17 protein-coding genes are annotated in these 22098 nt (G+C 47.6%); 6 read left to right on the top strand and 11 right to left on the bottom strand.

Translation table 11 applies throughout. The features are described 5' to 3' along the window. Positions 1 to 199: 199 nt before the first annotated feature. The gene (locus KXJ80_RS05395) at positions 200 to 826 is read right to left on the bottom strand and encodes a pentapeptide repeat-containing protein (protein WP_259474549.1); all 627 of its coding nucleotides are present in this window, start codon (positions 824 to 826) and stop codon (positions 200 to 202) included. Between the two features lie 702 nt (positions 827 to 1528). Between KXJ80_RS05395 and KXJ80_RS05390 the strand changes: the two genes are divergently transcribed. After that, positions 1529 to 2632, top strand: a complete 1104-nt coding sequence (locus KXJ80_RS05390; RefSeq protein WP_259474548.1) for a phosphoribosylaminoimidazolesuccinocarboxamide synthase — start codon at positions 1529 to 1531, stop codon at positions 2630 to 2632. Positions 2633 to 3216: 584 nt separating this feature from the next. Beyond that, positions 3217 to 3861, top strand: coding sequence for a hypothetical protein (locus KXJ80_RS05385; RefSeq protein ID WP_259474547.1), 645 nt, complete (start codon positions 3217 to 3219; stop codon positions 3859 to 3861). A 525-nt stretch (positions 3862 to 4386) separates the two neighbouring features. On the opposite strand, the gene KXJ80_RS05380 is transcribed toward KXJ80_RS05385, so the two are convergent. From KXJ80_RS05380 to KXJ80_RS05370, 3 genes are all read right to left on the bottom strand, one after another. Beyond that, on the bottom strand, positions 4387 to 5172 hold the full coding sequence (locus tag KXJ80_RS05380) for a class I SAM-dependent DNA methyltransferase (RefSeq protein ID WP_069454217.1): 786 nt from the start codon (positions 5170 to 5172) through the stop codon (positions 4387 to 4389). A 131-nt stretch (positions 5173 to 5303) separates the two neighbouring features. Then, the gene (locus KXJ80_RS05375; protein ID WP_069454216.1) at positions 5304 to 6080 is read right to left on the bottom strand and encodes an EAL domain-containing protein; all 777 of its coding nucleotides are present in this window, start codon (positions 6078 to 6080) and stop codon (positions 5304 to 5306) included. Positions 6081 to 6266: 186 nt separating this feature from the next. Further along, positions 6267 to 6977, bottom strand: coding sequence for an oxidative stress defense protein (locus KXJ80_RS05370; protein ID WP_259474546.1), 711 nt, complete (start codon positions 6975 to 6977; stop codon positions 6267 to 6269). A 420-nt stretch (positions 6978 to 7397) separates the two neighbouring features. Here KXJ80_RS05370 and rimO point away from each other — a divergent pair, with 420 nt between their 5' ends. Beyond that, positions 7398 to 8843, top strand: coding sequence for a 30S ribosomal protein S12 methylthiotransferase RimO (rimO, locus tag KXJ80_RS05365; RefSeq protein WP_259474545.1), 1446 nt, complete (start codon positions 7398 to 7400; stop codon positions 8841 to 8843). Between the two features lie 221 nt (positions 8844 to 9064). Here the strand turns inward: rimO and KXJ80_RS05360 are convergent, their stop codons facing one another. After that, positions 9065 to 9298: a ribosome alternative rescue factor ArfA gene (locus KXJ80_RS05360; protein WP_088586631.1), complete on the bottom strand. Its 234-nt coding sequence runs from the start codon at positions 9296 to 9298 to the stop codon at positions 9065 to 9067. 261 nt (positions 9299 to 9559) lie between these two features. Between KXJ80_RS05360 and KXJ80_RS05355 the strand changes: the two genes are divergently transcribed. Continuing rightward, a complete protein-coding gene (locus KXJ80_RS05355) occupies positions 9560 to 10405 on the top strand; it encodes a substrate-binding periplasmic protein (protein ID WP_259474544.1) in 846 nt (281 codons plus the stop codon). 182 nt (positions 10406 to 10587) lie between these two features. Continuing rightward, entirely contained in the window at positions 10588 to 12729 is a 2142-nt protein-coding gene (locus KXJ80_RS05350; RefSeq protein ID WP_375164120.1) for a TonB-dependent receptor plug domain-containing protein, read from the top strand. A 121-nt stretch (positions 12730 to 12850) separates the two neighbouring features. Here the strand turns inward: KXJ80_RS05350 and pmbA are convergent, their stop codons facing one another. Further along, positions 12851 to 14194 carry a metalloprotease PmbA gene (pmbA, locus tag KXJ80_RS05345; RefSeq protein ID WP_259474542.1) on the bottom strand — a complete coding sequence of 448 codons (1344 nt, stop codon included), beginning with the start codon at positions 14192 to 14194 and terminating at the stop codon, positions 12851 to 12853. Between the two features lie 161 nt (positions 14195 to 14355). On the opposite strand from pmbA, the gene yjgA reads away from it, so the two are divergent. Then, positions 14356 to 14889, top strand: a complete 534-nt coding sequence (gene yjgA / locus KXJ80_RS05340) for a ribosome biogenesis factor YjgA (protein WP_037422477.1) — start codon at positions 14356 to 14358, stop codon at positions 14887 to 14889. A gap of 414 nt (positions 14890 to 15303) precedes the next feature. Here the strand turns inward: yjgA and KXJ80_RS05335 are convergent, their stop codons facing one another. The 5 genes from KXJ80_RS05335 to KXJ80_RS05315 all read right to left on the bottom strand — a co-directional run bounded on the left by KXJ80_RS05335 (position 15304) and on the right by KXJ80_RS05315 (position 22097). Continuing rightward, entirely contained in the window at positions 15304 to 16635 is a 1332-nt protein-coding gene (locus tag KXJ80_RS05335) for an APC family permease (protein ID WP_259474541.1), read from the bottom strand. 631 nt (positions 16636 to 17266) lie between these two features. Then, positions 17267 to 18412 carry an ABC transporter permease gene (locus tag KXJ80_RS05330; RefSeq protein ID WP_259474540.1) on the bottom strand — a complete coding sequence of 382 codons (1146 nt, stop codon included), beginning with the start codon at positions 18410 to 18412 and terminating at the stop codon, positions 17267 to 17269. Between the two features lies 1 nt (position 18413). Further along, positions 18414 to 19625, bottom strand: a complete 1212-nt coding sequence (locus KXJ80_RS05325; protein ID WP_259474811.1) for an ABC transporter permease — start codon at positions 19623 to 19625, stop codon at positions 18414 to 18416. Between the two features lie 89 nt (positions 19626 to 19714). Continuing rightward, positions 19715 to 20689 (bottom strand): HlyD family secretion protein, encoded by a 975-nt coding sequence (locus KXJ80_RS05320; RefSeq protein ID WP_259474539.1) that lies wholly within the window; start codon positions 20687 to 20689, stop codon positions 19715 to 19717. Further along, complete coding sequence (locus KXJ80_RS05315) at positions 20679 to 22097, bottom strand: TolC family protein (protein WP_069454209.1); 1419 nt, start codon at positions 22095 to 22097, stop codon at positions 20679 to 20681. Before KXJ80_RS05315 ends, KXJ80_RS05320 begins: the two co-directional genes overlap by 11 nt. Between the last annotated feature and the right edge of the window lies 1 nt (position 22098).

The raw sequence follows: 22098 nt of genomic DNA, 5'->3' as shown, positions 1-22098 counted from the left end.
TGTTTGGCCTAAACCAGTACTAAGCCAGCGCACAGACTCGCGGCTTTGATAAGTTAAAAAGTTCTCAAAAAACCTCAAAAGCCGCTCCCATATTTAGGATGGCCGCGTGCGCAGAGTATGAGATAAGCGTTTCGCCCAGTCGTCACAGGGGAATGGTTGAAAGGGAGTCAGGCATAAGCAAGGCCAATGCCTAAGGGAGTTAGTCAACCAAGGTGATCTCTAAGCCATTTAATAGGCGAATCGCTTCGTCGCGACTAAACTTAGCGCCCTTGATTTTATTGTTAAAAATATCGATATCGTAATCGGTCGCCTCGGAGAAATCCGCCTCCATCAACTCGGTACGACCAAATAAGCTGTGGCGAAAATCGCTATAACTAAAGTTGGCGCGATTAAACTTGCCCTCACGGAAATCCACATCCTGCGCCTTACAGCCCTCGAGCACCATTTCATCGAGCTGAAGCCCCATAAAAGAGCAGTCGTTTAAGATGCAGGCGCTAAAGCTAAAAGGCGCCGCAAAGGATAATCTCGGCCAAGCGGCGCGGGTCCAATCTATGCCGACCAACTTACATTCTTCAAAACTCACACCGTTAAATTGGCTTAAGGGCACCTTGAGCAGGCTCAAATTACAACCCACAAAGCGGCAATCGATAAACTTGCAGCTACGGAATGTGCTATCGCTAAACTGGCAATCGTGGAACTCGCACTCTTCAAACTCCAACTCCTGCCACTGGGTTTGGCTTTCGGCCAAGGCGATAAATTGCTGCGAGAAAAAATATCGCCCCTCGGATGCGGCGCGCGCCATCATCGACGTTTTTACATCTGTCATTGACTACCTCTACTGTGCCATCTGCCTTAGGCTAAGGGCTGATGGGCAAACTGTGTTTTTCAATTCACAAAAAATGGGCGTTAACGCAAAAGGCCACGCTTTATATCGTACTTAGCCACTACCTTTATTCAGACCGCCTATGCTAACCCGATTTACAGAGCTAACTGCATGCCTATATTGGGATTAATACCATTCTAAGGCTTAGCGAGTCACACTTTATACTCAAGCTTATCTATTCTTCTACTCGGGTTTTATGGGAAGTATTTTCAGCAGCCGCATTACTCCCCTCCCCAATTTACCCCGACACGCCGCACAGATGTGCATAAATAGCCGTGGAAAATTTTGCGAATAAAGGTAAAATGGCGCCACTTTTCGCGGCTGTCTAACAAGGTTCTCTCGGATTAATGGTTAGCCTTTTCGAGCAAAATGGCACGGGGTTTCCCCGCTTGAACAGACCAGATTCTCTCTGGCGCCAACCTTGCTCTGCGTGCTATTTTTACCCCTTATCCCGACCTTCCCTCTCCTGCCTATCGCCCGAAAACATCCTATTCGCTTTACGTTTTAACCTCACCAATCTCTTGTGCGCACTTAGCGATAAGCTGTTGGTCAATAATAAAAAGGTGGCAAAGCATTTACGGCTTAAGCACACCGCAACGAATAAAAAACTCGTCCCTACACTCTCTATCCAAAGGAATACTCGTCATGAGTCTTGCTGATTCCGTATTAGCCGTAAACAACGATTTACCCATCCGCACCGACAGCCCAGTCCATAGCGGCAAGGTACGTAGCGTTTACTGGCTAACCGATGCCGACAGCCGCCGTTTAATTCAAACCAAGGGCTACAATGTGCCCGAAGATACGCCGCTTGCCATTATGGTGATTAGCGACCGTATTTCAGCCTTCGACTGCATCTTCCACGGTGAAGGCGGATTAAAAGGCATTCCAGGTAAAGGCGCGGCATTAAATGCCATTTCTAATCATTGGTTTAAGTTATTTGCCGAAAACGGTTTAGCCGACAGCCACATTTTAGATATTCCGCATCCCTTCGTTTGGATAGTCCAAAAAGCCCGCCCGATTAAAGTAGAAGCCATTTGCCGCCAATATATTACTGGCTCAATGTGGCGCGCCTACTCTAAGGGCGAGCGCGTATTCTGCGGTATCACACTGCCAGAAGGCTTAGAGAAAGATCAAAAGCTGCCTGATTTGCTGATCACTCCTTCGACCAAAGGTATTTTAACTGGGATCCCCGGTGTGCCCGCGCAGGACGATGTGAACATCAGCCGCAGCGATATCGAAGCCAACTATCAAGCCTTTGGTTTTGAAAAGGTAGAAGATATCGACCTGTACGAGAAGCTGTTAAAAGATGGCTTTAAGGTGATCGCTAAAGCTCTAGCCGACCTTGACCAAGTGTTTGTGGATACCAAGTTCGAGTTTGGTTATGTGACCGATAAAAACGGCAACTCAAAACTGATCTATATGGATGAAGTGGGCACCCCAGATTCATCCCGTATTTGGGACGGCGCAGCCTACCGCGATGGTAAAATCCTTGAAAACTCTAAGGAAGGCTTCCGTCAGTTCCTGCTGAACCACTTCCCCGATCCAGATATTCTGCTCAACAAGGACAGAATGCCAGAGCGTGAAGCCCTCGCCCGCGACAATGCCCTGCCATTAGAGGCCATGATGGATGTGTCACGCACTTACACCGGCATCGCCGAGAAGGTGACTGGCGCGGCAATCCCGCTGCCAGCCAATCCAAAGGCAGATATTATTAAGATACTCAAAGATGAGTATGATCTGATTGTTTAATCAGCTCTGCTGTGGTTAAGGTGTTACCCTCAACCTAAATTGAAAAAGGCGCTTAGGCGCCTTTTTTGTTTTTCAAACTTGGGTTTGGATTTATTTGTATGAATCAATTTAACTCAATTCTGAAATGTTAATCTGAGAAAAATCAAAGCCAAAGTCAAAATCGTGGGGCTTCACCTCACACCCGACCAAGGAGGACTACTCGTCCTATCCTCCTTGGATTCTCCAAGACGCCCCTACGGAGTTGAAAGCCCCTTGGGCATTTAGCGTCCTTATGCTATCGCGTCAGACGCTCGTCCCTGATTCGACTGACGCTATCTCGGCATCCATGCCTCGCTCACGCAACGAACGCTAATGCCCTGCGGCAACTCCGAGGGGATGGTGAACTCCTGTGATCTCGGCGTTGGCTAAAAACTCCGAAAGAGTTGTATCTGTCCCATCTTTCACCAGAGACCTACCATCACTATTAGAAAATTTAACAATGGGTCGTTAAATTATGCATTGATAAACTTTAAAATCATGTAAATATTTGATTAAAATAGTAATTAAGATTAATCTTTGCTATCTATAATTATTTGACAACATCTATGAAGAACAACATTAAATGTACTGATGTAGCAACAACAATAGCCACTTGGGTGATTGCTTTTTTAGTTTTATTTTTGTTGTTACATGAAGCTGGTTTATCCATACAAAATTTTAGTGCTGATGTATGGGTTGCGATTTGCGCAGCTTTCATTGCCTTGTGTGCGTTGGCAGTATCAATTTATCAAATTAGACTTTCAGAGCAGCATAATAGATTAAGCGTAAAACCACAGTTAACAATTCATTGTCCGTCCTCGGATAATGGGCGAATAGGATTGAAACTTATCAATAGTGGCCTTGGTCCAGCTATTTTAAAGAAAGCTGTGATTATGTGTGATTCAATAACAGCCGAGTGCAACAAAGAGGGCTTTCCGAGTAAAATTCTCAAAGAACGTTATGTTTATGAAGGTGATAAAAGTACATATTTACCTGGTGACTTTGAATATTCCCTTATATTACCTGAAACAACAATTGCCCAAGGGGATTCCATTTGGCTTATCTACCACGATACTCCGTCATCACTGCAAAGAGAATATTGGGTAAATTTTTTACAACAAAAAAATGGAATGCATTTAATAGTGACTTTTGAATCTATGTATGGTGATGAAACATTTAGGTTTGATGGAGTTATATCTCTAAGTAGCTGAACTAAAAAGTGCTAGTAAAAGCCCAAATGGGACATCCATAACTCTTTTGGGATTGACAGCGAACACGTCAGCATCAGGAGTTCACCTTCCCCTGCGAAGTTGCTGAAGGGCGTTGAAGAAAATCGCGTGAGCGAGGCATGGATGCCGAGCTAGCTTTCGGGGTACAGGATGTACCATCGGAAGCGTTAGCGATTTTCGAATAAGCACGAAGCCACTAATCAATGCATGTAACTTCGCTAGGGGCGTCTTGGAGAATCCAAGGAGGATAGGACGAGCAGTCCTCCTTGGTCGGGTGTGGGTTGAAGACCCACGACTTTGATTCACTTCGGCCGTAAGGCCGCAATTAATATAGCATTGTGCTAAACAGCATGAGGGTTGAAGCCCACGACTTTGATTCACCTCGGCCGTAAGGCCGCAATGATTAACAGTTACTCACAGGAAAATTGTGACAGGCAAAGATGGGATATGGGTGTAAATCAGAGCAGCCAAAGCTAACCGCCCAGTTGCCACACCTTCAACCCAAGGTTAAATCTTCACACAGACAAACAGCGCATTACCTGAGCTTAAATCCCATGGGACGATTTTTTCATAATCGTGTTCAAAGATATGCACTTCAAAATATGGCGCGAGTAGGGCTTGTAGCTCCGCAAAACTGGTGGCGACCATAGTGTGTTGGTCTTGCCATAATTCAGTCTGATGTGCAGATGTATCGCTTTCGAAATCAGTGAGTTGAGTAAAAGACTGGAGACTCTTTGCAATACTCAGATTTAACGACTGGTTTTCACCTTGACCACTGTAATGCCAGCCAGATTCAAAGGCAAAATGATGCCCCTCAAACTCGGCAAAATGCTTAATCGATAAGCGGTTATCGATGCGGTGCTTATCAACCGAGTTAAAACAAAATATCCCGCCGTCATTCAGGGCACTGTGCACACTGGCGATACAACTTTTAAGGCGCTCTATGTCCGCACTGTAATGGATGGAATATAAAAAACAGGTAATTAAATCCACTGGCTGCTCAAGATAAAAGGCGGTCATATCTTGCAGATTAAACTGAGCCTCAGGGCAACGACGCATGGCCATATCGAGCATCGGCTGATTAATATCTAGGCCACTACACTGATAACCAAGGTCGATAAAATGCCGTACATGTGGGCCAGTGCCACAGGCTAAATCAAGGTGTTGTTTACCATTATTCCCTAAGAACTGATGCAATCGATGGATGCTCGCACTCTGTTGTTGATAGTTAATATCGGAGCACATTAAATCGTAATAACCGGATAGATCGGTATAAAGCGCGTTAGAAGACATAGCAGCAAAGAGAAGGCATGGGCAATTAAGGGTGGCGCATGATATATCAGTTAGCCCAGAACCGATACACACAATTCCACAACCAATCTGAGTGCAAGGCACTTGGAGCACATTAATTCAATAAAACAATGCTACAGCGCAGCATAACAATCTAAGGCGTCAAAGGTAGTTAAATACTCGAGTTGGGGTTTGGCGAAGTAGTAACCTTGAAAATAATTAATACCACGGCCAACAAGATAGTCTAACTCCGCTTTACTCTCGACCCCTTCGGCCAACACCTGAGTGTTAAGCGTGCTACAAATCCCGAGCACTTCATCGATAACAAACTGTTTTTGTTTGTCTAAATGGATATCTCTGATCAACTCCATATCGAGTTTTAATACCTGAGGGCGCAAAAACTCCAACCAACTCAAATCAGCGAAACCACTGCCAAAGTCGTCGATGGCGGTGATAAATCCCCGTTTAGCGTAACTGTCAAAGATACGGCTTAATTTGGCTCTATCGACAATTTGCTCACCCTCAGTAACTTCAAACATGATGTTATGAATATTAAAACCAAAGAGGTCGGCCGCTTCAATCGAGGCGCGGATACAGGTTTCAGGGTTATAAACCGCATTAGGTAAAAAGTTGATACTTAATATTTTATCAAGGCCAAGCTTAGCGGCGGTTTCAATGGCTTTGACCCGACAAGCCTGATCAAAGTAGTACTTATTGTTTTCGTTTATACGCTCAAACACCCAAGCAGCACCTTCGCCATTTGGGCCGCGCACTAGGGCTTCATAACCATAAATCTGCTGATTTGGCCAATCGATAATGGGCTGAAATGCCATACGAATTTCAAATCCGAGTGACTTACCACTTAAACAGTCCATACAGGTTTGTTGCTTGATTCGAGAGGGAAAATCCATCATAGGTCTCCATAACCTTATCCTCTCTCAGTGTGGGGATAAATCGCTAATTTTGCCAGCGTTTAGTGCCTTTGCTCTGTTAAAACATGCAATATTGTAAATATGCTGACTCAGAATTAACCGATTGCGCCCCATAACAGCAATGGATGAGCCAAAGAATCCTCATCCATTGCATCTCGTTATGACTTATTTGAGTTTATAAACCACTTCGACTCTATCTTCGATAGTCACTTGGCCATATTGATAGCTTTCGGCGGCGCCCATGGCATCGGCCTTAGCATTCATACGTAACATCACCGGTTGCACTGGGCGTTGATCGTAATAACGAATTTGCCAAATCTTACCTAGGTTTTCCCCAAATCCCTTGGCTAAGGATTCTGCTTTTTGTTTGGCATCGACAATCGCCGCTTGGCGCGCCTTGGCCACATACTCGGCCTCTTTGCTCGACTTAAGGGCGATATTATTGACCCTGTTAATCCCCTCCTCTAAGGCGGAGTCTAAAATCGTATTTAAACGTGCCAAATCGTTAATAGTCACAGTGACTTGGCGACTCGCGGTGTAACCAGTTAGCTCAGGTGCTTTATCCTGCGCATACACATATTGGGGTTGCAGATTTAAGTTGGCGCTTTGGATCTGCTCCTTGGTAATGCCCGCGGCGGTTAAACGGGCGATAAATTTCGCCACCGCCGCATCCGAGTTATCTTTAGCCGCCTTAGCGTCTTTCTCGGTGACAGCCACTTCGACATTAAGCTCTGCCATATCCGGCTCAACCTGAATTTGGCTCACCCCCATGGTTTCGATATGGGGAAAATCTACGTCGGCGGCCATCGCCTTCGCGGTAAACACTCCTGAAAAAAGACCACCAGCCACTAATACAGCTAAAAGAGAATGCTTCATTGTTAACTCCAACTAAATCATTTAAGGCGAGACTGCCGTGGTTCTGACGCGGCGGCTATCGGTTAAAAGTGCGACTTGCTGTACCAATATGTAACAGCACCATTTGTCGTCCGTTGCGATAGCCACGCATCATGCAAACTACCCCTATAAACGCAGGCAAAAATAAAAAGGGTTAATTTTTTTGAAAATTTTTTCAATCGGCGCCGAGCGGCTGTGCACTGCGCTATTCAAACCTTAAAGCCATTCACGCAAGATGAAATGTGGCGGGATAACTAAGCTACGGACTCTGCCGCGCCGCAACTGGTAGAAACGCACTCTTGGCTGTACACTTTTCACCCAAAGACACTGTACCTTTTAATCACTTCAGGTATAATCCGCGCTCTTTTTACGGCGCTTTTTTATCAGCATCAGCGAGACACCATGACAGTTGAAACTTTTAATCCTAAGCAAACAACCACGCTTGAGACCCCAGCCAAAACATTAGAAGCCGCCAGTGCTGACTCTGTTAATACGGGCAATGCTGCCACAGGGAATCGCATCGGTTTCGTGTCTTTGGGTTGCCCAAAAAACCTAGTGGACTCAGAGCGCATTCTGACCCAATTACGCATCGACGGCTATGAGGTCACCAACAGCTACGACAATGCCGATCTGGTAATCGTCAACACCTGTGGCTTTATCGATGCGGCGGTTGAAGAATCCTTAGATGCGGTGCGCGAAGCCCTAGAAGAAAACGGCAAAGTGATCGTGACCGGCTGTTTAGGCGCCAAGGAAAACCAAATCCGTGAAGTGCACCCAGACGTGCTCGAAATCACGGGTCCACACAGCTACGAAGCCGTGTTAAAGCATGTACACAAGTACGTGCCAAAACCAGAGCACAACCCATTTACCTCGTTAATCCCGCAAACTGGGGTTAAGTTAACGCCTAAGCATTATGCTTATTTAAAGATTTCAGAGGGTTGTGATAACCGTTGTACCTTCTGCATTATCCCTGCACTGCGTGGCGATTTAGACAGCCGCCCAGCGGGTAGCGTATTAGATGAAGCCAAGCGTTTAGTTGAATCAGGCGTACAAGAAATTTTAGTCGTTAGCCAAGACACCTCTGCCTACGGTAAAGACAAGGGCGGCCGCACCGACTTCTGGAACGGTATGCCAGTGAAGCAAGACATCACTAGCCTTGCTCGCCAACTGGGCAAGATGGGCGCTTGGGTACGTTTACACTATATCTACCCATACCCATGGGTTGACGATCTCATCCCCTTGATGACCGAAGGTTTAATCCTGCCATACCTAGATATTCCAATGCAGCACGCCAGCCCACGCATCCTGAAGATGATGAAGCGTCCAGGCCGTGTTGACCGTCAGTTAGAAGCCATCCAACGCTGGCGCGAAATCTGCCCAGACTTGGTGATCCGCTCAACCTTTATCGTGGGCTTCCCAGGCGAAACCGAAGAAGACTTCGAAATGCTGCTCGACTTCCTGCGTGAAGCCCGCCTCGACCGCGTAGGCTGCTTCAAGTACTCAGAAGTAGAAGGCGCTGTAGCCAACACCATCGCTGAACTGATCAGCGAAGACGTGAAAGAAGACAGATACCACAGATTTATGGAAGTCCAAGCCGAGATCAGCGCCGAGCGTTTAGCCCGTTTCGTTGGCCGCACTATGGATATTCTGATCGATGACGTTGACGAAGAAGGTGCGATTGGCCGCAGCTTCGCCGATGCTCCAGAAATCGACGGCATGGTCTTTATCAACGGTGAAACCGAACTCGAACCCGGCATGTTAGTCCGCGCTGTGATCACTCACTCGGACGAGCACGATCTGTGGGCCGAGTTAGTCGACGCCGATGCCGAAGATGATATCGAGGCTTAAGCCTTCAAATCATTCAAGTTTTAATAAGACGAGCCACAATCTCAATTGTGGCTCGTTTTTTTATGGGCAAAATCTGGCGAATCCTCTCAATAGGTGAAGGTTAACTCTCAATAGTTGAAGGCTAGATAGTGCGACAAAAGGGATTGAAAAGGAAATCGCAAGGCAATGTGAGGGAGGAGTCTAGCAGGGATTAAATGAGCAGGATTAACGCGGCAAAAACGTTAAAACATCATCCCCATAAAGTCGAAAGGGGTATCGCCCCTGTGCTGATACCCCTTTCGGTTTGCTGCTTTACGGTTATAAGACCCTTTGCCCTTTTTCGGCTTTTCGGTACGCATCCGAAATAACGGACTAGTCACCAGCGCCTTAAGTGCATTGTCTGTAATGGTGCCGCGACCATTTTCATGCTCTTGCACACTCTGGGCTGTTACTTTTGCCACATTTATCTTAGTCATAATGACTCCTCAATTAATCCTCAATTCATCCTATATTGGTCAAGGGCCAAGTTAATCATTCTCAGCCAGCGGCGACACTATAAACCAATCTAAAAAGATGTACAGAGTTTGTGCAAAACCACAAAGAATAGCTCTTTTTATTATCAAAAAGTATGATAGATTAATCCAACAAAAATAATACATTAGGCTAACAAGCCTTCATTTTAAGTCGCTATTTAGCGATACGATTACCCTTTGTAATCACGGGATAAGGAGATCATTTTGCAATTTGCAGTTATTTATCGGCCCTTACTTAGCCTCGTTTTCCTATTAGTCAGCCTCTTCCCCAGCTTAGCGCAGGCTTTTTCAAGCTCTGAGTGCATCATTACCATGGGTTATCGCACCAGTGAGCGCCTTCCTTTTATCCAACACGAACCCAATAACCAAGGGTTTTACCACGATATCTATCAAGCCGCCGCCGAGCGGATTGGTTGCAAACTCAGGATCACGCGGGCGCCTAAGATGCGTATTTTGCGGGATCTCAAACTCGGAAATATCGATTTTTATCCTGGGCTGCATTTTAGTGAAGAACGTGCCCAATTTACCTATTTTATTCCTAATGGTCTGTCGGAGCGCATTATTGGAATTAGCCGAGCGGGTGCGGCAAATGTTGGTTCATTAGAGCAGTTATCACAGAGCGGTATGACGCTATTAATTGCCCCGGGCAGCTACGACTTTAATGGCATATCCGAAACCATGTCGGTCCGTAAACCACCTGAACTCAATGTGCCTAAGGCCTTAGATTACCTTATTAGTGGCCAAGGGGACTTTTTTATCTACGATCAAGCAACTATCAGTTATTACCTTAAAAATCGAGATACAAGCCAATTTAAGCTACACCCTAATTGCTGCCAGCAACCTCAAGCTATGTATCTGGGATTTTCGAAAAAAAGCCGCCATTTTCGTGGGCAACATAACCCTAACTATCGCGCCGATCTTCCCTTAAGTCCGAATAACAGCCCAAGCGTACTCGCTGAAGATTCAAAGGCCTATGAATTTGCCAAAGCACTCGCCGCCATGGATGCAGAAGGGGAAACCCAGCGGATCTACTTTAATCACTTCGGTTAATCCTAGGGCGCGTTAAACAACGCTGCTTATTATCCTCACATTGGCGCTAGCTTATCCCCATCTTGGTGCTAGCGAGAACTTCAGGCCGCTATTTCAGCTTTATCTTTATAAGCTCTGCGACAATATGCCGCACTTGTCACACTTAGATGATCTTTATAATGCAGCGCAATTTATCTAAGTGAATGGAAGACAATAAGATGGCTGCAAACGCTTCAACTATTCCCCACGGCTTTAAATGCTCCGCAATCGCCAGCGCGCTGACCTTAGCATTAGGCGCTTCAGTTGCCTCACAGGCCATAGCCGACGAGGCAAATCAAACTCAAATTGAACGTATTCAAGTCCATGGCGAACAGAGTATTGGCCGTAATGCCTTAGGCTCGGCCGATGGTTTGCTGAAAGATCAAGGCGTCGATTTCTCCGAAGCGGGCGGCGTTTCCGCCTTGCCCGTGCTTAATGGCATGATGGGCGATCGCATTAAAGTGTTAGTCGATGGTGCGGATATCACCGCCTCCTGCGCTAACCAAATGAACCCACCACTTTCCTACGTTTCCGCTAATCAAATCAGCTCGGTAGAAGTGGTCGCGGGCGTGTCCCCTGTCAGTGCGGGCGGTGACAATATCGCCGGGGTGATTAAGGTTAATAGCCTGAATCCTAAATTTAACGACAGCGACAACATCAGCTTCGAAAGCGGCGAGATTTCATCGGGATACCGCAGCACCAGCGATGCATTCCTACTCGGCGCGAAGGCTGGGATTGCCAGTAAGGACTTAAGTTTCAGCTATCAAGGCGCCTATGAAGACGCCAATAGCTACCACGATGGTCACGGCGATAAAGTACTAGACACCCTTTATCGCGCCCAAAACCATGCGTTAACAGCGGCATGGCGCGATGACACACAACAACTGGCGATTAAGCTAACGCACCAAGCAATTCCATTCCAAGGTTTCCCGAACCAATACATGGATATGACGGATAACAAGAGCTACGGTGCCCTAGTCCGCTATCTGCGGGATTTAGACAACGACGGCGAATTTAGCGCCCAGTTAAACTGGCACAGTGTGAAGCATGAAATGGGCTTCTTCACCCCAGAAAAAACCGGCAAGATGCCAATGAATACAGAGGGTAGCGATTACAGCTACCAACTGCATTGGCGCCTACCCATGGGCGATAACAGCACGCTACTCATCGGCCAGGAATTTTATAACTATCAACTCGATGATACTTGGCCAGCGGTGCCCGGCACTATGATGGCCCCCAATGACTATATCAATATCAACGACGGTGAACGCCGCCGCGCCGCAGTTTATGGCGAGTGGCAGCAAAACCTCACGCCACTCTGGTGGTTGTCTGCTGGGGTGCGTTATGAATATGTCACCACAAATACTGGCGAAGTGCAGGCATACAGCAATATGCCAATGATGGGCATGCCCAATGTGGATGCCGAGGCGGCAAAAGCCTTTAATGCCATGGATAGAAGCCGTGACGATAACCTTATCGACGCTACGCTGTTGGCGCGTTATCAGCTATCGGCCAAACAACAATTGGAATTTGGCTTAGCCCGCAAAAACCGCGCACCAAACCTGTACGAGCGTTACAGCTGGGGCCGCGGCGTGATGGCAACCACTATGATTGGCTGGTATGGCGACGGTAACGGCTATGTCGGCAACCCAGATCTTAAGCCTGAAACGGCGCATACTCTGAGCGCGGCCTACAAGTTTAATGGCGATGAATGGCAATTCTCGACCACGGCTTGGTATAGCGCTGTAACCGACTATATTGATGCCGAGGTGATTGGCAGCTTTAACCGTACAGGCCTTGCCAGCGGTAAACGCAATATCCTTAAATTCACCAACGAAGATGCCAATTTATATGGCGCTAAGTTTAGTGCGGTCTACCTATTAGCCAATACCGACAGCGGTAAATGGCAGATGCTGGGTAAGATCGATATCACCCGCGGCGAGCGTGATGAGGGTAATGAGCCACTTTATCAAATCAAACCGCTACAAACCGAGTTAGCCCTTAGCCATCAACTGGGTGATTGGGAAAACCGCCTATCATGGCAATGGGTAGCGACTAAGGATAAAGTCGATGAGCGCCGTTTAGAAAATGAGACCGACAGCTATTCGCTGTTAAATTTAAGCAGCAGTGTTAAATGGCAAGAGCTGAGTTTAACCTTTGCAATCAACAACCTGTTTGATACTTACTACGAACTGCCACTGGGTGGTGTCAACCTTGCCGAATTTAAGGCCGATAGCACGGGTGGCTTTAGCCAAGTCGCAGGTTCGGGTCGCTCATTTGAATTAGGCGCCAGCTACAAATTCTAATGACTACCGCCGCTAACAAGTGGTGATGCAATTTAGGGCGGGTCAGTTAAATCAAAAAGGGCAAATGCAGCTGCATTTGCCCTTTTGTGTTTCAATTGACTGAACCGTTATATGCCGCTGGCTAGTTACCTGCGACCTTCATCTCGGATAATAAGATCCCGCCGGTGAGGATAGATGAACGTAAATCGAAGTCCTTACTGACCGCCTGAATCCCACGGAACATATCCTTAAGATTGCCAGCAATGGTAATTTCTTCAACGGGGAACTGCACTTCACCATTTTCCACGTAAAAACCGGCGGCGCCACGGGAATAATCCCCCGTCACCATATTCACGCCTTGGCCCATCACTTCAGTGACAATCAAGCCCGTGCCCATGCCTTTAACTAACTCATCAAAACTTTGACCAGTGTGCGCCAGCGTCCAGTTGTAAATCCCGCCCGCATGACCTGTATTAGGTAGGCTCAATTTGCGCGCCGAATAACTGGTTAGTAAATAGGTTTCTAAAATGCCACTGTCGATAATGCGTCTATCTTGGGTCGCCACGCCTTCGCTATCGTAGTTGGCACTGGCGAGTGCGCCTAATAGATGCGGCTGCTCTTCAATATTGAACCAGTCAGGGAAGATTTGGGTGTGAATGGCATCGAGTAAGAAACTTGATTTACGATACAAACTACCGCCACTGATGGCACCAATCAAATGGCCGATTAAGCCAGTCGCAATCTCTGGCGCCAGTAATATTGGCAAACGGGTGGTGGCAATCTTACGAGCCCCTAAACGGCTCACGGTTTTCTCGGCGGTTTTTAGCCCCACCGATTCAGGAGAAAGCATCTCATTGAATTTACGGGCGATAGTGTAATCGTAATCCCGCTGCATATTGCCGTCACTGTCTTCACCGATCACGCTGCAACTTAAGCTATAGCGCGAGCTGCAATAGCCATTTAAGAAGCCGTGGCTATTACCGTAAACCTTAACCGACGTATGGGCGTTTGCACTGGCGCCGTCGGAGTTATTGATGCGCGGATCGGCATCGAGCGCTGCGGTTTCGGCGCGAATGGCCAATTGGGCTAATTCGTCGGGGGAAATATCTTCAGGATAATAGAGTTTAAGATCGCGGATCTCGGTCGCCATTAAGGCTTTATCGGCTAAACCGCTAAACGGGTCGGCCGAGGTGTAACGGGCGATATCATCTGCCGCTTTAACCGCAATAGCAATGGCTTCAGGACTGAGATCTGAGGTAGATGAACTGCCCTTGCAACCATCGCGATAAACCGTAATACCGAGGGCGCCATCTTTATTAAACTCTACCGTTTCAACTTCCTTTAAACGGGTTGAAACCGATAATCCCTGTTGTTTACTGATCGCCACTTCAGCGGCATTTGTCCCTAATTTATTCGCATATTCGAGGGCCACAGCAACCGCATCTTTCAGCGCGGTCAATTCACTATCGATTCTGTTCAAAGACACAAAGCAACTCTTTCGTTATAGGCAATGGCGCTAGCATAACAAACACCTATCCCATTCTCATTATTTATTGCGCGCTTTACTGATTGAATCGCGCTTTAACTAGGCGAATTTTGGCGGGAGATGTTATTATTAGCGCGTTATTTAACTGAGGTTTTATCTATATGAAGATTGTTGGTGATTCAGAACATTTTAAACAGCCCTATGACAGTAACGACGATTATGTCAGTAAAACTGAGGATAAGCGTGACTGCGAAGCGGCTCAAAAAGTCGGTATGGAACTGGTCTCACTCAGCAAAACCCAGCTAGATAAAATCGAGCTGGACGAGCACTTGTACGACAGCATTCAACAAGCTCATAAGATTAAGCCAAAGACCGAAGCCTATCGCCGCCATATGCAGTATATCGGCAAGCTGATGCGTAACGTCGATATTGAACCTATCAAGGCGTCGCTCGCGGTCGTGCTTAACAAAAACAGCAACGAAACCGCCAAGTTGCAAATGTTCGAGAAAATGCGTGAGCGTTTACTCACCCAAGGCGACGGTGAAATCCAAACCTTAGTGGAACATTACCCACAGTTGGACAGACAAAAACTGCGTACCTTAGTGCGCCAAGCAACCAAAGAGCTGGCAAAAGGTCCTGAGTCAAAATCCTCAAAAGAGCTGTTTAAATATTTACGCAGCGAAATCCAAGACTAGCGTGTTGAGTTTTTGAGATTACATTTTACTGTTCAAGCAAGCTCTAGCTCGCGAAGCGAGGGATAACACACCGTTATTCAACTCAAATGACGGGCGGCTCTTATGATTAAAAGTAAGAGTAAGAGCTTGCCAGAACACCCTCTTGGCCAACATATGGCTGCAAAATAACCCTGAAAGTCAACACGCCCCAATCCCCGCACTTCGGAATATTGCCTTAGGCGCTAGGCGCGATTTAGCAAAAGTTAATGTCTCTAACCTTGCTTTCTATGGGTCAACAAAACTGGGAAAATTTTATCCACGAGTTTTGCAAACGAACAACATGGCCTCGCCAGTCAGCGTAAAAAATGTCGTTCACTCTTAAGCGAACGACATTAGCATACCTCAGTGCTGTTACTTTATGAGTCAATACCTTAGTTAGCTCTGCAACTCTACTGCTTTGCGCAAACGTAGGCTGCGCAGCGCCAAATACAACATCCCTACTGCTCCCCAAATTAAGCCAAGTCCTAAGGACTGAGGCTCGAGGTTTATCCACAGCACGCCAATGGTCGCCGCACCACACAGGGGCAAGATGAAATACTGCAAATGTTCCTTAAGGGATTGATTACGTTTTTCTTTAATATAAAACTGCACTATCACCGACAGGTTAACAAAGGTAAAGGCAACTAAGGCGCCGAAATTTACCAAAGCCAAGGCCATTTCTAAATCAAATGACACCGCCGAAAGCGCCAGTAACCCCACCAGAATCACGTTAAATGCCGGAGTACGCCATTTTGGGTGAACATAACCAAAACCTTTATTAGGCAGCATATTGTCGCGCCCCATCACATAGAGGATTCGCGCCACCCCCGCATGAGCCGCCATGCCCGATGCTAACACCGCAATCGTTGTCGCCACCAGCACGATAGACTGGAATAAATTGCCGCCCACATATAGCGCTATCTCAGGCAGCACAGCGTCTAACTGCTGGAAGCGAGAAATATCAGGGAAATAGAGTTGTAAGAAATAGGACACGCTCACAAAAATCACCCCGCCAATCAGTGCTGTCAGTACAATGGCGCGGGGGATCACTCGCTTAGCGTCCTTGGTTTCTTCACTCAATGAACTTAAGCCATCAAAGCCTAAGAAGGAGAAACACAGAATGGTCGCGCCAGTAAAGAGCGGCGCTAAGGTTATCTGCTCCGAATAGAATGGACGCACGCTGGCAATAACCCCTTCACCTTCGCCAAGGGACAAGCTATGGGCCATTAAACCGATGAAGACTAAGATAATGGCTATCTGAGCAAATACGATAACGCCATTAAAATTCGCGACTAAATCAATGCCTCTCAGGTTGAGTACCGTCATGACGGTGACTAAACCAAAGATGAAAATCCAAGGCTCCACGTTGGGGAACATGGCAGTAAGGTAGATTTTGGCCAATAGCATGTTGATCATCGGCATAAACATGTAATCGAGTAGCGATGACCAACCCACCATAAAACCGATATTTGGGCTAAAGGTTTTTTGGGCATAGGTATAAGCCGACCCCGCATAGGGATATTTACGCACTAAATGACCGTAGCTAAAAGCGGTAAACAGGATACCCGCTAATGCGAGCAAGTAAGAGGTGGCCACGTGGCCAGAGGTGATCTCAGAGACAATTCCGAAGGTGTCAAACACGGCCATAGGCGTGAGGTAAGCGAGCCCCATTACAACCACTTGCCATAGATTAAGGCTTTGCTTTAAGCCCGGTTTTTGTTGGCTCATATACCACCTCCGAGTGCCGTCGGTGGAATGACTAACGCAACATCTTGATTGACGGCAATGACCGAAAATCCGGTAAACAACAGCCCCATTGAATTGTCCTCAGTAAAGTAGGTTCAAGCGAACCTCGTATCATTTCCGGATGTTTACCGGCCTCTATTGGTTTAAAACCCATATATTCAAAAAGAAAATAACCGAGGCAATGAATGCCTCGGTTATTTTTTCGGCGCGCATTTTCGCCCAAAACAGGGTAGAAGACAACCCAATAAGCACATTAAGTGCCTTTTATGTGTCCTAGATTAGGGCGTGTTGACGTTTCGAGATTAGATTTTGTTCGTTCTGGCAAGCACGTGCTCGCGAAACGAGGAATGATGTGTCGTTATTCTACTCAAATGACGAGCGGCTCTTATGACAGAAAGTAAGAGGAAGGGCTTGCCAGACGAACCCTTCGGGCAGCATTTGGCTGGCTTTTCTGCCGCGTTATCGTCCGTTTATGTAGAATAACTACACTGCACGGACTTTGCCTTGCATAAAGCTGCAAAAATAACCCTGAAACGTCAACACGCCCTAACAATGGCAACAATATCTGTAGAAGAATAACTCAACACAGGCAAGAAACGAGCGAATCTAAAGTCTATATTGATGTTTGTAATACATTTGCTCGGCGTTTAATCCCTAAAATGGCAAGGCCAAAAAATGCCGCAAATAAACCCCAAAGCTGTAACCACTTTGGCAGTACACTTGCCCACGTCGCGCCCATTTGGTTCAGCTCCAACATCCCCATAATGGCGGGCACCGCAGGGATAATCTGCGAGCCCAGCACAAGCGGCTCAGGGATTAAGGCAATCGGCCAGACAAAACCAGAGACAAACAGGATCGGCATTGAAATTAATAGCAATACTTGAGTCGGCAAATCGCGGCGGGTAAACAAGGTGCTCATCGCGACTCCGGCCGCCGCCGTTGCCAATAAAAACGGTAATAACCACAGCGCGACCAGGCCAAAACTCGCTTGAATACTGACGTTATACCAGTGGTAGCAATAGCCCACATAAAAGCTGGTAAACAGAGTATAAATCAGCATAAAGGCTAAAATTCGACCGCAAACCAATTGCAGCGGCGACACCTGTTGCCAATAACCCTGATGACGCCACTGGCCTGCACCTAAAATGCCAGTACCGATCAGCAGTGTTTGATGCAGGATCAGTAAAAATAACCCCGGCACGACATAAGGTGTATAGCCTAGGCTTGGGTTAAACGCAGGAACACTATTTAAGTGCAGCGAGTTGAGGTTCTGCTCGGCCTCTTTAGGATTTTTCCCCTGGGCGAGCATGCCAATCCATTGAATTTGTTTACCGGCATCCATCCCCGCGCTGACAAGACCTTCGGCCACAGCGGAGTAAATCAAGAAGTAACTGGCATCACCGCCGTAGCTTAAGGTTACGCCCTTACCTAACAACAAATCGCGGCGAAATCCTTCGGGGATCACTAATAAACCGTGCGCCTTACCGGTTTCGATAAAGCGCTTCGCCTCGGAGATAGAGCCGACTTGGCCTATCACTTGGATTTTTGCACTGGCATCCGCATGGCGAATAAGTTGACGACTCAGGGAAGAATGGTCTAAATCCACCACGATAAGTTGTTGTTCTGTGGGGACTTGGTGCAAATAAGGCAAGGGATAGAGCACAGAATAAAACAGCACACCGCCAAATAGAGTTACGGCAATGGCCTTATCGCTAACAATCGCCTTTAATTCAGTGAGCACTAACTGCCATAAATTCATGTTATTGCCCCTTCACTGATAGAGATGTATCGGTGTCAGCCGCTACCGAATTGGGGGTTACCGTTATCGGCAGTAGTTTGCTCGCCAAGGCATAAATCACGGGGAGCAGGCAAATAAATCCCCAATAGCTACTCAATTGCTGCGCCATCGTTGACCAAGTAGCACCGTAACTGACCACACTCACATGGGACTCAATATAATGGCTAGATGGCATAATCAGTCGCCACCACTGGGCGAGTTGCGGCATATCATGGGTAGGAAAAGTGATCCCCATAAAGGCAAAGGCAGGCGCAAATAACGCCGTGCAAAAGCTGATAACCCGCGCGCTATCACGCATCAGCACAAACACCAATAACACCAAACTCCAAACCGCCAGCAGCATGATCAACTGGGCAAATAGCAGCAGCGCTATACTGCCCGCTAGAGGCAACGCGAGATACAAGTACAACCAGGCTAAAATAAACCCACCCTGCAGCATCAATATCGGGGTAAACAGCAGGATTTTAGCCAACACCTTAGGCCAGAAATGGTCGGTTAAGACATTGGAAACCCTATCCGTTGGCAATGCAGCAGTTAGATGCAACTCGCGATTTAAGCTGTTAGCGATCACCAACATGGATAACAACTGCCACAACGCGACCAATACTGGCGGCACTAAAAAGCCAATATAGTTATTGTTACGATTAAACAATGCCGTGGTCTGGCTTTTGACCGGGCTTAAATTCACCGCCACTTGTGATTTTGGCGTGCCCGTCATCAGTTGCTTAAGGCCTGCGACCTGCAACAACCCATCGCCGAGACTCAACTGAATTTGACTCGACAACAGCTTACCCACCAGCAAAAACTGGCTGTTGTAGCGCACATCGATAGTGGGTGTATGGCCGGTAAGCAAATCCTTTTTCATATCATAGGGAAATACTACCACCGCATAGACCTGTGCCTGCTGCATAGCCTCGACGGCCGAGGAGAGATCGGAAAAACTCTGGGGATCTGTCACAGGATTGGCTTTGAGCTGACGGGTCAACATCCGGCTGAGTTGGCTATGGTCTTGGTCAACAATCGCCACGGGTAACTGCCGCGGTAAACCCGCACTAAATAACCACCACAGGCACAAAATTCCCAGCAACGGAATGTAACTGATAAGGGCTAGTTGCCAAGGATCGCGCCATAGCGCCTTAAGCTCGCGGCGCACCAATGCCATGAACAACGCCATAAAGCCTACGGAGGCAGACTCTGTCGCATCGGCGTTAGTGCCATGCTCGCTCAATGGCTTAGGCTCGCTCGGTAACTTGGTCACAGTCGTTACTCTGCACTGAGCAACACAGACATACCGACGCGCAGATCAGCAATTGGCGCCGTTGGGCGTAATTCAACCTCAAAGGTGCGCATATCAAAATCGTGGCCGCTTTCGGTCGAACGCCAAGTCGCAAAGTCGCCCATCACACTGATATGGGAGACAGTAAACTCTAGCGTTTTATCCAGCGCTGGCAGCGTTAATTGCAGTTTATCGCCCTTTTTAAAACGCTTTAGTTGATCTTCACGTACTTGGAATACCGCCCAAGCGTCCTGCATATCAATCAGACTCACCACCGGGAAGCCGCTGGGTGCCAACTCTCCCGCTTGCAACAATACTTCGCTAATTTCCCCTGACTTAGGTGCGCGCATTTGGCTATCGGCCATAATAGCACTGACTTCTTTCACCGCCCCTTCGGCCATGCGAGCGTTACCCGCCGCCGCAGCTTTGGTTTCGACCCGCGCGCCTTCTTCGGCCATTTGATACATGGCTAACGCCGCTTGTTCTGTGTATTTTGCCGCTTGCCACTGGGTAAAGGCTTCATCGCGTTTTTGCCGTGCAGCAACACCTTCGGCAAATAAGTTTTCGACGCGGGTATAGGTAGTTTTTGCCAGTGTTGCCGCCGCTTGCGCCTTGAGCCATTGCTCTTTAGCTGCCATCACTTCTTGGCTACGGGCACCATTATTTGCCTCTTGTTGCAAGGCTTTAGCGGCATCACGGCCACCTTCGGCCTGCATCAACTTGGCATCTAGCTCTGGACTGTGGATAGCAAACAGTAAATCACCTTCATTGACACTATCGCCACGGCGCACAAGCACTTGTTCGACCCGTCCTGGCACCTTAGAGGATACGTTATATTCGCGGGCTTCAATCTGCCCCTGCAACACACTCGGCTTTGGGCTATAAGCCAGTTTGAGCCCATAGGCTAAAATAAGGCCTAATGCGACCAACGCCGTGAGAGCAAGAATTCTGTTAGCGCGCATTGATAGTCTCCTGCGATTGAGTGCCTGTGGCACTGCGACCGATAAATTCATCTAATTGACCACTGATGGCCATTAATCTGGCATAGGCTTGCACATAGCGATAACTGGCACCGAGCTGCTGGGTTTTAACGGCGCTCAGTTTTAATTCGGCATCGACCCTATCGATAGACGTTGAAAGCCCTTGATTAAAGGCGATTTCCCTTAAACGCAGGTTCTCGGTGGCCAGTTCGAGTGAGGTATTCAGGGCCTTGAACTCTTCTTCGGCCTGTAATAACTGGCGGTAACTTTGGTCGAGCAGCAAACTTAAGTCTTGGCGTGTCTGCGCCTTAGTGTAACGGGCTTGCAGCAAGGCACTCTTAGCCGCTTCCACTTTACCGCTGCGGCCATCGCGGCTCAGCAAGGGCACTTTTACACCGACACCGACCATCCAGTCCGGTTCTACCTTAGAAAACAAGCTGTCATCTTCGTATAAGGTGTAATTACCAAAGAGGAAAACCGTGGGGTGATATTTACCTTTCTCTAAGGAAACCAAACCATTCGCCTGCGCCTCTTTAGCCTCAAGTAGCTTAAGCGCCGGGTGTTGATTTAAGGTCATTTGGGTCAAGTCCCCCAATGACGGCGCCTGTGGCAGCACAAATAGCGGCGAGTTAGTACTGACATCACTTCGTTGCAACATACGCGATAGGGCGATAACGGCCATTTCATGTTGGCGGCGGGCGCTGCCTAAATTGACCTTAGCATTATCTAAGGCCACTTGAGCATTCAGGCGCTCGACCTTAGCGATTTGCCCCTCGCGCTCCAGCACCAGCGCATGGTCAACGTGCTTAGTTAAGGAGGCCACCAGCTCGGTTTGGGTGCTGACGAGGGATTGAGTCACATCAACGGCATAATAACGATCAACCAACTGAGTGAATAAGTCGCGGGTTGCTAACTGTAATTCCTGTTGTTTCTCGGCCACCATGGCGGCATGAATGCCTTGAGCCGCGGTGATCTGGCCGCCAGTATAAATCGGCCACATCGCCTGTAAGCTGGCGCGGAAAATATCTTGCTCGGTAAAGGGCGTGACAAATAATGAACCCGGAATACTCGCCAATATGCCACCTAATTCAGGAGGTAATGGCAATGAACCCGAGGCAAGGGGATTAAGATCCCTTAAATCTAATTCAATTGGTTTTTCGAGGTGGGTATAACTGCCATTCAGACTGAGGGACGGCAGATTTAAACTTTCGCCCGCCTCTTGCTCGCCCTTGGCGCGATTCACCTCTTGGGATTGAGCCTGGAGTTTATCGCTCACCTTAAGCACTTGCTGCCAAGCCTCAGTAAAGCTACTGGGCTGGGCGTAGGCCGCTAACGGCAATAGTGAGGGCAAAGGCAATAAACACAGCCATGCCAAACGTGATAGTTTCATT

Source organism: Shewanella xiamenensis (assembly GCF_024971755.1).
Taxonomy (GTDB): Bacteria; Pseudomonadota; Gammaproteobacteria; order Enterobacterales; family Shewanellaceae; genus Shewanella; species Shewanella xiamenensis.
This window is presented reverse-complemented; position numbering and strand designations above follow the sequence as displayed.